This window comes from Streptomyces sp. NPDC020299, assembly GCF_044387825.1.
GTDB lineage: Bacteria > Actinomycetota > Actinomycetes > Streptomycetales > Streptomycetaceae > Streptomyces.
On record NZ_JBIRWL010000002.1, the window covers coordinates 168,193 to 181,239 of the forward strand.

Below are 13,047 nucleotides of genomic sequence, written 5' to 3' on the forward strand. Positions count from 1 at the left end.
TCTTCTCCCGCTCGTAGCGTTCCCGGCGATCGATTCGGAGTGGCAGCCCGACGCGGGCCGACCCAGACTGAGATCCACGGTTCGCGATCTAGGAGGTCGAATGGTGGAGCAGTCCTCCGAGGTCCCCATATCCGGACCGGTGACCGATACGGAAAGAGCACTCGCGGACGTGCTGGCCGACGTCACCTCCCTCGAGCGAATTCCCGTCGAAAGCCACTTCTTCACCGACCTCGGCGCCAACTCCCTGGTGATGGCGCAGTTCTGCGCCCGGATCAGGAAAAGGGCGGATCTGCCGTCCGCGTCGATGAAGGACATATACCGGCACCCCACGATCCGCAGCCTGGCGGCGGCTCTCGCCACGGCGACTCCCGCACCCGCCGAAGCGCCGGTCGAAGCACCGGTCGAAGCGCCGGTGACGCCGGCGAGTCGGCTGCGTTATCTCCTCTGCGGAACCTGCCAATTGCTGATCTTCCTGACCTACTCCTTTGTGGCGGGCCTGGCCACCTCCCGGGGATACGAGTGGATCGCCACCGGATCCGGTCTGGCGGACATCTACCTGAGGTCGCTTCTCTTCGGGAGCGCCGTTTTCGTGGCCATGTGCCTTTTCCCGGTCATCGCCAAATGGCTGCTCGTAGGCCGCTGGAAACCCGGTGAATTTCCCCTCTGGGGTCTCGCCTATCTGCGCTTCTGGCTCGTCAAGGTGCTCCTCCACGCCAATCCGATGGTCTTCTTCGTCGGCAACCCGCTGTACGTGCTGTACCTGCGTGCACTCGGCGCGCGCATCGGCAAGGGGGCCACGATCCTCTCCCGCTCCGTACCGGTCTGCACCGACCTGCTCACCATCGGGTCCGGATCGGTGATCCGCAAGGACGCGTTCCTGCTCTGCTACCGGGCACACGCGGGCCGCATCCAGACCGGACGGATCACGCTCGGCCGCGACGTGTTCGTCGGCGAGAAGACCGTCCTCGACATCGACACGTCGATGGGTGACGGAGCGCAGATCGGTCACTCGTCCGCCCTGTACCGCGGCCAGGCCGTGCCGGACGGGGAGCGCCGGCACGGCACCCCGGCACAGCCCACCGGGACCGACTACGCGAGGGTCGCTCCGGCGAAGTGCGGCACCGCGCGCCGGGCCTGGTTCGGCCTCATGACCCTGGTCCAGCTGTTCTTCCTGTACCTGCCGCTGGCCTTCGGCGGGCTGTACATGCTGTTCACCGGTGTTCCGGCGATCGGCAGGCGGCTCGGCCCGGACACGGACGGCCTCGAGCCGCGGGCTCTGCTCACCGACGCGCTGCTGCTGTCCCTCGCGCTGTTCTTCGGTTTCGTCGTCGTCGGTCTCGTCGTGCTGTGCACCGTGCCGCGGCTGCTGAGCCTGGCCGTCAGACCCGACAGGGTCTATCCGCTCTACGGATTCCACTACGCGGCGCACCGGGCGACGGCCCGCATGACCAACGTGAAGTTCTTCGCCTGGCTCTTCGGCGACAGCTCCTACATCGTGTACTACCTGCGCGGCCTCGGGTACGACCTGTCCCGCGTCGAGCAGACCGGGTCGAACTTCGGTACCGAGGTGCAGCACGAGAGCCCCTTCCTGGTGTCCGTCGGCAGCGGCACGATGGTGGCCGACGGGCTGTCGGTCCTCAACGCCGACTTCTCCAGCACTTCCTTCCGGGTGTCCCGGGCGTCGATCGGGGCACGCAACTTCCTCGGCAACAACATCGCCTACCCCTCGGGCGCCAGGACGGGCGACAACTGCCTGCTCGCGACGAAGGTGATGGTGCCCCTCGACGGTGAGATCCGCGAAGGGGTGGGGCTCCTGGGCTCCCCCTGCTTCGAGATCCCCCGGTCGGTGGAACGCGACGCCCGGTTCGACCATCTGCGCACCGGGGACACCCTGCGCCGGCGCCTCGCCGCGAAGAACCGCTACAACCTTCGCTCGATGGCCGTCATGCTGTGCGCGCGGTGGCTGCACAGCTTCCTGCTGACGCTTCTCGCGCTCGCCTCCGTCGACCTGTACGGCGTGCTCGGGCATGTGGTGATCGCCGGATACCTGGCCCTCACGCTCGCCTCGACCACCCTCTACTACATCCTCGTGGAGCGCTGCATCACGTCGTTCCGCGCGCTGCGGCCCCAGCTGTTCTCCATCTACGACCCGCGTTTCTGGCGGCACGAGCGCCTGTGGAAGGTCCCGGACGAGCACCTGAACATCTTCAACGGGACCCCGTTCAAGTCGCTGGTCTGGCGGCTGCTGGGTGTGCGCATCGGCAGCAGGGTGTTCGACGACGGCTGCTACCTGACGGAGCGGACGCTCACCACCATCGGCGACGACTGCACCCTCAACGCCGGAAGCAAGATCCAGTGCCACTCGCAGGAGGACGGCACCTTCAAGTCCGACGGCACCACCCTCGGCGCCGGCTGCACGCTCGGTGTCGGCGCCCATGTGCACTACGGCGTGACGATGGGCGACGGCGCCGTGCTGGCGACCGACTCCTTCCTGATGAAGGGCGAGGAGGTCCCCCCGAACACCCAGTGGGGCGGCAACCCCGCCGCCGACATGCCGGATGCCCCCGGCCAGTCCCGTGGCATCGGCTCAAGAACAGCAATGTCTACGGCCAACGGCGCTGCGGCGACGCTGAGTTGAGGAAGGCCATGCGATGGGAGCGCGTGTAGAGGCGGACCGGGAGTACTGGAGCCGTGTGCTGACCGCCGGAGGTCTCACCCCGGTGCCACGTTGGGCTCCGGAGCCGGTCGCGGGAGTCGCCGAGTACGAGGCGACCGTACCGGACGCCGTGGCGGCCGCGGTGCGTGAGCTGGCGCGGCGGTCGGCGGTGCCGGTGAGCGCGGTGCTGCTGGCGGCGCACACCAAGGTACTGGCCGCCCTGTCCGGTGAGCGGGAGGTCGTGACGGGCTACGTCGCGGGGGAGCGGAGCGGACCGCTGCCGTGCCGGCTGACCGTTCCCGACGGGACCTGGCGCTCGCTCGTGACCGAGGCGCACCGGGTCGAGGCCGAGCTGCTGACCCACCGGCACTTCCCGGTGGAGGAGCTGCGGCAGGAACTGGGGGCGGCGGGCCCGTCGTACGAGGTCGTGTTCGACCCGGCGGGCCAGGAGGGCGGGCTCGTCGACGACGCCGCGCTGGGCGTCGGCTGGTGCGACCAGGACGGGCGGCTGTCGGTGCGGTTGCGGTACCGCACGCAGGTGCTGGACACCGACTGCGCGGCCCGGATCGGGGGCTATCACCTGGCCGCGCTGCGGTTGGCCGCGGCGGACGCGGACGCCGATCACACCCGGCACAGCCTGCTGTCCGCCGACGAGGTGCACGAGCAGATCGAGGGGCTGGCCGGGCCCCGCCGGGAACTGCCGTCTGCACGGGTGCACGAACTGTTCGAGCAGCGGGTGCGCGCGCACCCGGATCTGGTGGCGGCGGTGCACGGCGAGCGGGAGTGGACGTACGGCGAACTCAACGCCCGCGCCAACCGGCTGGCCCGGGCCCTCCTGGCGCGAGGACTGGGCCGCGAGGACGTGGTCGCGGTGGTCACCGAACGCCATCTCGACTGGCTGGCCGCGACCTTGGCGGTGTTCAAGGCGGGCGGCGCCTACCTGCCGATCGAACCCCACTTCCCCGCCGGACGGATCACGGCGACCCTGTCGCGGGCCGGATGCCGGCTGGTGCTGACCGAATCCGGCGGCACCGACACCCTCGACCAGGCCCTGGCCACCCTGCCCGGAGTCGAGAAGCTGCCGATCGAGACGGCGTACCGGCAGCAGCACGACGGCGAGGACGTCGGAGTGCGGGTCGCCGCCGGCCAACTGGCCTACATCTACTTCACCTCCGGCTCCACCGGTGAGCCCAAGGGCGCCATGTGCGAACACGCGGGCATGCTCAACCACCTCCACGCCAAGATCGACGACCTGGAGATCGCCGAGGGCGCGGTGGTGGCACAGACGGCCCCGCAGTGCTTCGACATCTCGCTGTGGCAACTGGTGTCCGCGCTGCTCGTCGGCGGCCGGACCCTGCTGGTCGGACAGGAGGCGATCCTGGACGTCGAGCGGTTCCTGGACACCATCGTCCGCGGCCGGGCCGCCGTGGCGCAGGTCGTGCCCTCCTACCTGGAAGTGGTCGTCTCGTACCTGGAACGCCGGCCCCGCGCGCTGCCGGACCTGCGGTGCGTCTCGGTGACCGGCGAGGCACTCAAACGGGAGCTGATCCAGCGCTGGTTCGCGGTCCAGCCCGGGATCAAGCTGGTCAACGCCTACGGTCTGACGGAGACGTCGGACGACACCAACCACGAGGTCATGACCGGCGTCCCCGAGCGTGTGCTGCTCGGGCGTGCGGTCAACAACGTGCACGTCTACGTCGTCGACGAGCAACTGTCGCTGGTACCCCTGGGCGCCCCGGGACTGATCGCCTTCTCCGGCGTCTGCGTCGGGCGGGGCTACGTCAACGACCCCGAGCGGACCCGTGAGGCCTACCGCGAGGATCCGTACCGGCCGGGGGAGCGGCTGTACCTCGGCGGTGACTGGGGGCGCTGGCAGCCCGGCGGCAGCCTGGAGTTCCTCGGCCGCCGGGACAACCAGGTCAAGATCCGCGGCTTCCGTATCGAGATCGGTGAGATCGAGAACACCCTGCTGCGGGTGCCCGGAGTGCGCGACGGCGCGGTGGTCGTCTCCGAACGGGCCGACCACGGCAAGCACCTGAACGCCTTCTACACCGGCCGGCACCTCGAACCGGACGCGCTGCGCGCGGCGCTGGGCGCCGAACTGCCCGCCTACATGATCCCCTCCGCCTTCCACTGGCAGCCTGTCCTGCCGCTGACCGGCAACGGGAAGACCGACCGGAAGGCCCTCACCGCGCTGGCCGAGCGGACGGCCGCCGTCCAGCCCCTACAGAGCGACGGCACGGGTGCGCACGACCACGCCCCCCTCACCCCGACCGAGCGGAAACTGGCCGCCGCGTGGGCGGAGTTGCTGGGCGTCCCCGAGCACCGGATCGGCCGCACGGACCACTTCTTCGACTCCGGCGGCACCTCGCTGTCGGCGGTGAAGCTCACCATCGCCCTGGACCGTGCCGTCTCCCTCAAGGACATCACCCGGCACCCGGTACTGGCCGATCTCGCCGCCCTCCTCGACGGCAGCGCCCGGCAGCGCCCGGAGCTGCTCCAGCCGCTGTCGGAAGCGGGCGGTGCGCCGGACTGCGCACTGGTGTGCTTCCCCTACGCGGGCGGCAACGCGGTCAACTACCAGCCGATGGCCGGTGCCTTGGCGTCCGGCGGGGTCGCGGTGTACGCCGTCGAGCTGCCCGGTCACGACCTGGCCGCCCACACCGAGCCGTTCGCGCCGATCGAGCAGGTGGCGGAGCGGGTCGTCGCCGAGATCACCGCTCGCGGCCTGACCAGGGTCATGCTGTGGGGCCACTCGTCCGGCGCCGCTCCGGCGGTGGCCACGGCGCGGAAACTCCAGGAGCACGGCGTCGACGTCGCCCGGGTGTTCCTCGCCGCCCAGCTGCTCGGCACCGCCCCCGACCGGCGCGCCGCCGTCGACGAGCTGACGGGCCTGAGCAACGCCCGCATCGCCGCGGGACTGACCGCCGACAGCGGCTACACCGAACTGCGGGAACTGAACGCCGAGCACGCCGAGCACGTCGGTGCCGCCTACCGGCACGACTGCGTGTCCGCCCACCGCTACTTCGCCGCCGCCCTGGCGGCCCCACCCGCGGTGAAGCTGACCGCACCGGTCACCGTGGTCGTCGCCGCCGACGACCCCTGCACCGCCGGATACGCCGACCGCCGGCACGACTGGCAGCTCCTGGCCGAACGCGTGGAACTGCACGAACTCGCCGACGGCGGCCACTACTTCCTGCGCACCCGCCCGGCCGAGGCCGCCCAGGCCGTCCTGGGCGCCGTCGAACCACTGGCCTCCCCCTGAACTGAACCTCCCGTCGCCTCCCACGGGGCAACCGAAAGGAGACAGAGATGTCGTCCTCACCACCCCTGGCCGCACCGCTCGACGTACAGCCGCAGCCGGACGGACCTCCGATCCTGCGCGTCGAGTCCCCCGGTGACGCGGCCGGCTGGGCGGCCGAGCACCGCGAAGCGCTGCGCGCCCAGGTCACCGAGCACGGTGCGCTGCTCGTCCGGGGCCTGGGACTGCGGGACGCGGCCGGGGCCGGAGCCGTGTTCACGGCACTGACCGGCGGTCTGATGACGGAGAAGGAGGCCTTCGCCCCCCGCGACACCCACGGCCCGGGCGTGTACTCCTCCACCACCTGGCCGGCGAACCAGCCGATGTGCATGCACCACGAACTGAGCTACGCGCTGGAGGTGCCCGGTCTGATGCTGTTCGCCTGCCTGACCGCGCCCGGCCAGGGCGGGGCGACGGCCGTGGCCGACGCGGAGGACGTGCTCCGGGCACTGCCCACCGAGATCACCGAACGCTTCGAACACGAGGGCTGGCTGCTGACCCGGGCCTACAACGAGGAGATCGGGGCGTCCCTGGCGGAATCCTTCGGCACCGACGACCGCGCCGCCATCGAGGAGTACTGCCGCACCCACGCCATCGACTTCACCTGGCAGCCCGACGGGTCCCTGCACACCCGGCAGCGGCGCAGCGCCGTGGTACGGCACCCGCTCACCGGCAGGCGGTGCTGGTTCAACCAGATCGCCTTCCTCAACGAGTGGACGCTCGCCCCGGAGGTGCGCGAGTACCTGGTGGACGTCTACGGCGAGGACGCACTGCCCTTCAACACCCGCTTCGGAGACGGCACCCCGATCGGCGAGGACATCGTCCGGCTGCTCAACACCACCTACGAGGAACACACCCGGCGCGAGCCCTGGCAGGACGGCGACCTCATGCTCGTCGACAACATCCGCACCGCGCACAGCAGGGAGCCCTTCACCGCAGACCGCCAGGTACTGGTCGGCATGGCCGAGCCCCGCCGACTGCCCGACTCCTGCCCGACCCCGGAGGCGAGCCGGCGATGACCAACCTGTTGTCACCCACCACCGAGCGGTCCGGCTCCGGCCCGGCCCCGGCGCCGACCTTCGCGGTGATCCCCGGCACCCAGGTCCAGCAGGCGCTGAGCGGGCACGAGAAACAGATCGTGGAACTCGTCGAGGCCACCTACCGGCTGCACGGCGCCGGCCGGTCCGTGAACCCCCCGTCGTACTTCCTGCGCTTCCCGGACCGCCCGGCGGACCGGATCATCGCGCTGCCGGCCTCCATCGGCGGGTCGGTCCACGTCGACGGCCTGAAATGGATCTCCAGCTTCCCGGCCAACGTCGGTACGGGCCTGCCCCGGGCCTCCGCGGTCCTCATCCTCAACGACCACGACACGGGCTACCCCTTCGCCTGCCTGGAGAGCTCCATCATCAGCGCGACCAGAACCGCGGCCTCCGCCGCACTGGCCGCCGACCGGCTCAGCCGCACCCGGCCCCGCCCCGCACGCGTCGGCTTCTTCGGCACGGGCCTGATCGCCCGCTACATCCACACCTTCCTGACCGGCACCGACTGGGCGTTCGACGAGATCGGCGTGCACGACGTCTCCGCCGACAGCGCGGCCGGTTTCCGCGGCTACCTGGAGCAGTCCGGCGCCCCCGGCCGGGTCACGGTCCACGACCGTGCCGAGGAACTCATCCGCTCCAGCGACCTCGTGGTCTTCGCCACCATCGCGGGCGAACCCCATGTCGGCGACCCGGCCTGGTTCGCCCACAACCCCCTGGTCCTGCACATCTCCCTGCGCGATCTCGCCCCGGAGATCCTGCTGTCCTCGGCCAACATCGTCGACGACATCGAGCACTGCCTGAAGGCCGACACCTCCCCCCACCTGGCCGAACAGCTCACGGGCAACCGTGACTTCCTGGACGGCACCCTCGACGACGTCATGAGCGGCCGGCTGACCCCGCCGTCCGACCGGCCGGTGGTGTTCTCCCCGTTCGGGCTCGGCGTCCTCGACCTCGCCGTCGGCAAGTACGTCTACGACGAAGTGGCCCGCGCGGGTCAGCTCCGCCTCATCGACGACTTCTTCCACGACCTGCGCCGGTACGGCTGAACGCGAATCCGCTCGGCGCCGGCATCCGGAGGCCCACCGTGCCTGTCATATCCGCTCCCCACGCCTTCAACGAAGGCCATCTGTTCGTCGACCTCGAGCCGGTCCTCGGGTGCCGTCTCCACCTGAAGTGCGAAGGCTTCAATTTCGCCGGCTCCGTCAAGTTGAAGGCCGCGAACGAGATGGTGGAGGCAGCAGAGCGAGACGGCCTGCTCACCGAGGACTCGATCGTGGTCGAGTCCTCGTCCGGGAACCTGGGCGTGGCGCTCAGCGTGATCGCCGCCAGCAAGGGGTACCGGTTCCTGTGCGTGACGGACTCCCGGTGCAACCTGTCGACCAGACTCCTGATGGAGGCTCTGGGCAGCGAGGTGCACATCGTGGCCGACCTGGACGCCAACGGCGGCTTCCTCGGCAAACGGATCGACTACGTCCGCGCGCTGTGCGCGTCCGACGACCGCTATGTGTGGCTCAGCCAGTACACCAACGCGGGAAACTGGCGGGCGCACTACCGCACCACGGGACCGGAGATCGCCGGCCACTTCCCGCGGCTCGACGTGCTGTTCATCGGGGCGGGCACGACCGGGACCCTGATGGGCTGCGCGCGCTACTTCCGGCAGTGGCACCGGCCGGTGCGGATCGTCGCCGTGGACAGCGTGGGTTCGGTCTCCTTCGGCGGCGAGCCCGGCCGCCGGATGATCCCCGGCCTGGGCATGAGCATGCGTCCGCCGCTGCTCGACGAGTCGTACGTCGACGACGTCGTCCGGGTCGAGGAGGTGGACACCATTCGCACCTGCCACCGGCTGGCCCGCCGCGGATTCCTGTTCGGCGGCTCCACCGGGACCGTCGTCAGCGGCGCCACGGACTGGCTCGCCCAGCACGATGCGGGGGACCTGACCGCGGTGGCCATCGCCCCCGATCTCGGCGAGCGCTACCTCGACACCATCTACCAGACCAACTGGCTCCACGACCTGTACGGCGACGAGATCTTCGGCCCCGAAGAGGTGCCCGCGACCTCCCCGAGGGGCAAGCCGGTGGCGCGGCGCCGTGCCGTCGGCGGCGACCGCGGAGGGGAGCACTGAGCCCGAGGCCGGCCGGGACCGGGAACGGGCCCGCCGTCTCCCGCCAGGAGTTCGACGCGCTCTTCGACGCGGTGCGCACCTGGGGCACCTGGACCCCGGCCGACCGCGGGGCCTGGAACCGGGTGACCGGTGACCACGTACGGCGGGCCGTGGCCGCGGTGCGGTCCGGGACGGTCGTGCCGATGGCGTTGCCGTGGAACACCCGGTCCGGCCCCGACAACCCCAGGCCCGCCCTGCACCACATGACCGATCTCGGTGACGTGGAGGACCCGGAACCCTCCACCCACAAGGACTTCATCGCCGTCGACTACCACGGCAAGGGCGTCACCCATCTCGACGCGCTGTGCCACATCGCCTACCGGGGGCGGCTCTACGACGGCCGGACGGCACACGAGGCCGTCGATGCCTCGGGCGCCCGCTTCGGCGCGGTGTCCGCGCTCGGGCCCCTGGTGACGAGAGGGGTGCTCCTGGATCTCCCCGCCGTCCTCGGGATCCGCTGGCTGGAGCCGGGACAGGCGGTCCACGCGCGGGACGTCGTCGCCGCCGAGCAGGCGCTCGGGGTGACGATCGGCGAGGGCGACGCGGTGCTGCTGCGCTCCGGGCAGGTCCGCCGCCGCCGGGAACTCGGTGCCTGGGATCCCGGCACGGCCGGCGCGGGCTTCCACGTGGACGCCGTACCGCTGCTGGCCGAGCGGGGGATCGCGCTACTCGGGGGCGACGGCGACAGTGACGTACGGCCCTCGCCCGTCGACGGCGTGCACTCGCCGGTGCACGCGCTGGCCGTCGCCGCGATGGGGGTGCCCCTGCTGGACAACCTCGATCTGGAGGCCCTCTCCGCCGCGACCGCCGAGGCCGGACGGTACGCGTTCCTGCTCGTCGTGGCGCCGCTGAACGTACCGGGTGGGACGGGATCGCCCGTCACTCCGGTCGCGGTCCTGTGACCGTGACGCGTGACCCCGATGCCGTATCCTCGTCAATGCCAGATTTTTCCGTATAGTCACAGAAAATGGCCTGTCTCTGGTGTGAGTGGGGCGAAGCGTGGATCGGTCCGGCGGAGAACCGAAACCGGCGGGGCGTGCGACGGACGGCACAGGGCCCGCCCGTTTCCGTGAGCGGTTCCTGCAGGGTGAGCCGGTCGACAACGGCGTGCGCACGCCGATCCTGAGCTCCTGGCAGCGCTGCCGGTCCCTGGGGCTCTCGCCCGACCAGAACGACCTCCCCTTCAACGAGGACTTCGATCCCGGCGGACGGATCGTCCGCGCGGCCGTGCCGGTGCTCGACCGGCTCCAGACCAAGTTCTCCGGCAGCGAGATGAACATCTCCGTCGCCGACGCGAACGGCACGGTCCTGCTCCGCCGGTTCGGACGGCCGTCGCTGGCCGGCGACCTCCCGGCGATCCAGAGGGTCCCGGGCTTCGTGTTCGCCGAGCAGGTCGCAGGCACCAACGGAATCGGGCTGGCCCTGGCGGAGCGGCAACTCATCCGGGTCTACGGAGCCGAGCACTTCGCCGAGCGCGCTCAGGGAAGCGCCTGCCTCGCGCTGCCCGTCCGCGACCCGCTCAGCGCGCGCATCGAGGGAGTGCTGTGCATGGGCTATCCGCGCAGCGCCGAAACCCTGGGCCTGGGCGCGGTGATACGCAAGGCGGCCGCGGCCATCGAGCGGCGGCTGCTGGGGCAGAGCTCCGAACGCGAGCGCGCACTGCTGACGGCGTACCTGGCGGCGCAGGCCGAAGCGGCCGCGGGCCCGCACCACAGCGTCGCCGTGGACGAACTGGCCCGCGAGCTGCGCCCGCGTGACCAGGCCATGCTCCTGGAGAAGGCCACCGAGCTGATCTCCGGCGCGCAGCGGGCCGCCGTGGACGTGCCCCTGCCCGACGGCCGGCGGGTCACACTCCTGAGCCGTCCGATGACGAGTGCCTCCGGGACGGAAGGCATCGCGGTCGAGGCCGTCCTCCCGGGGGCCGCACCGGCGGAGCTCCTCGTCGTACCGCACCAGTTCGACACGATGGCGGGTTTCGCCGCCGAGCCGGTCGTCGTCTGCGCCGTCCCCCCGCTGGCGCGCCGGTCCCGCACTCCGCCGCCGGGGCACCTGCTCGCCGACGGCGAGCCCGGCCTGGTCGCGGCGGGCGGCAAGGCCACGACCAACGGGGCCGACGGCACGAAGGACGATCACCCCGGCCGGCCGACCGAGGCCAGAGGGCTGGTGATGGTGGGCGAGCCGCGTGTGGGGACGTACGCCCTGGCCGCGCGCCGTCGCCTGGAGCTGCTGTCCGAGGCCAGTGCCCGCGTGGGCACCACCCTGGATGTGCGCCGCACCGCCGAGGAACTCGCCGAGACGGCCGTCCCGCGACTGGCCGACTACGTCACCATCGACCTGCCCGATGCCGTCCTGCGCGGTGAGGAGTCCGCCGACCCCCTGGGGGACCTGCGCCGTACGGTGGTCCACGGCATCCGCCACGACCTTCCCTTCATCGCCGTCGGCAAGCGGGCCGATTACGGTCCGACCGCACCCCAGCTGCGCTGTCTGACCAGCGGACAGGCAGTTCTGGAACCGGACCTGAAGGTCGCCGCGGGCTGGCTCGCCTACGACCCCGAGCACACCGACGCGCTGCTGGCCCACGTCCACTCCCTCATCGCCGTACCCCTCGTCGCCCGCGGTGTCGTGCTGGGCATCGTCGGCTTCTACCGCGCCCAGGACCCGGCGCCCTACGGGGACGACGACTGCGCGCTGGCCCAGGAACTCGCCAGCCGCGCTGCCCTGTCCATCGACAACGCCCGGCGCTACACGCACGAGCGCACCATGGTCCTGGCCCTCCAGCGCAGACTGCTTCCGCACGGCCTGCCCGACCAGGACGCCGTCGAGGTCGCCCACCGCTACCTCCCCGCCGAAGCCGACGTGGGCGGGGACTGGTACGACGTCATCCCCCTGTCCGGCAGCCGCGTCGGCCTCCTGGTCGGCGACGTCGTCGGCCACGGCATGCTCTCGGCCGCCACCATGGGCCGGCTGCGCACCGCCGCGCGCAGCTACGCCGAGCTCGACTTCCCGCCGGACGAGGTCCTCATCCACCTCGACAACCTCGTGGGGCGCCTGGACCGGGAGGACCCCGGCGGTGAGGGCGCCGGCATCATCGGCGCGACCTGCCTGTACGCCGTCTACGACCCGACCACGCAGCGGTGCGTCATGGCCCGCGCCGGCCACCCTCCGCCCGCCCTGGTCCGCCCCGACGGCACCGTCACCTATCCCGACCTGCCGGCCGGACCCCCGCTCGGCCTCGGCGGGCTGCCCTTCGACGCCGTCGAGATCGACCTGCCCGAGGACAGCCAGCTGGTCCTCTACACGGACGGACTGATCGAGGACCGGCACCGCGACGTCGACGCGGTCCTCGAGCAGCTGCGCGAGGCCCTGGCGCACGCGGACCGCACACCCGACGAGACCTGTGAGGCGATCCTGGACACGGTGGCGCCCGACCACCCGTACGACGACATCGCCCTGCTCGTCGCCCGTGCTCACGCCCTGGACGCCGACCGGATCGCCACCTGGGAGCTGGCCGCCGACCCCGCCCTGGTCAGCGAGGTCCGTGCGTCCGCCAACCGGCAGCTGGCCGACTGGGGCGTCGAGGAGGCGGCGTTCGCCGCGGAACTGATACTGAGCGAGCTCATCACCAACGCCATCCGCCACGGGGCCGGCCCCATCCGGGTGAGGCTGCTGTACGACCGGGCCCTGATCTGCGAGGTCTCCGACGCCAGCAACACCGCCCCGCACCTCCGTCGGGCGGCCAGCACCGACGAGGGCGGGCGCGGCCTGTTCCTCGTCGCGCAGCTGTCCCGGAGCTGGGGCACGCGCTACCTGCCGCAGGGCAAGGTCATCTGGGCCGAGTGCGAGCTCGACGCGGCGTGAGGAGGGTGCGACGCGCCCGGGTATGCCCGAA

7 protein-coding genes are annotated in these 13,047 nt (G+C 71.4%); all 7 read left to right on the forward strand.

Translation table 11 applies throughout. The features are described from left to right. Window positions 1-100: 100 nt before the first annotated feature. On the forward strand, window positions 101-2,638 hold the full coding sequence (locus ACH45E_RS04930) for a Pls/PosA family non-ribosomal peptide synthetase (protein ID WP_361444866.1): 2,538 nt from the start codon (window positions 101-103) through the stop codon (window positions 2,636-2,638). Between the two features lie 13 nt (window positions 2,639-2,651). Then, window positions 2,652-5,921 (forward strand): amino acid adenylation domain-containing protein, encoded by a 3,270-nt coding sequence (locus tag ACH45E_RS04935; protein WP_361444863.1) that lies wholly within the window; start codon window positions 2,652-2,654, stop codon window positions 5,919-5,921. 47 nt (window positions 5,922-5,968) lie between these two features. Further along, window positions 5,969-6,976, forward strand: a complete 1,008-nt coding sequence (locus tag ACH45E_RS04940) for a TauD/TfdA family dioxygenase (RefSeq protein ID WP_361444860.1) — start codon at window positions 5,969-5,971, stop codon at window positions 6,974-6,976. After that, window positions 6,973-8,043 (forward strand): 2,3-diaminopropionate biosynthesis protein SbnB, encoded by a 1,071-nt coding sequence (gene sbnB, locus ACH45E_RS04945; protein WP_361444857.1) that lies wholly within the window; start codon window positions 6,973-6,975, stop codon window positions 8,041-8,043. The genes ACH45E_RS04940 and sbnB overlap by 4 nt, the downstream gene beginning before the upstream one ends. Before the next feature lie 38 nt (window positions 8,044-8,081). Continuing rightward, a complete protein-coding gene (gene sbnA, locus ACH45E_RS04950; RefSeq protein ID WP_361444854.1) occupies window positions 8,082-9,119 on the forward strand; it encodes a 2,3-diaminopropionate biosynthesis protein SbnA in 1,038 nt (345 codons plus the stop codon). Beyond that, window positions 9,116-10,060, forward strand: coding sequence for a cyclase family protein (locus ACH45E_RS04955; RefSeq protein WP_361444965.1), 945 nt, complete (start codon window positions 9,116-9,118; stop codon window positions 10,058-10,060). The genes sbnA and ACH45E_RS04955 overlap by 4 nt, the downstream gene beginning before the upstream one ends. 97 nt (window positions 10,061-10,157) lie before the next feature. Next, window positions 10,158-13,016: a SpoIIE family protein phosphatase gene (locus ACH45E_RS04960; RefSeq protein ID WP_361444851.1), complete on the forward strand. Its 2,859-nt coding sequence runs from the start codon at window positions 10,158-10,160 to the stop codon at window positions 13,014-13,016. Window positions 13,017-13,047: the final 31 nt, after the last annotated feature.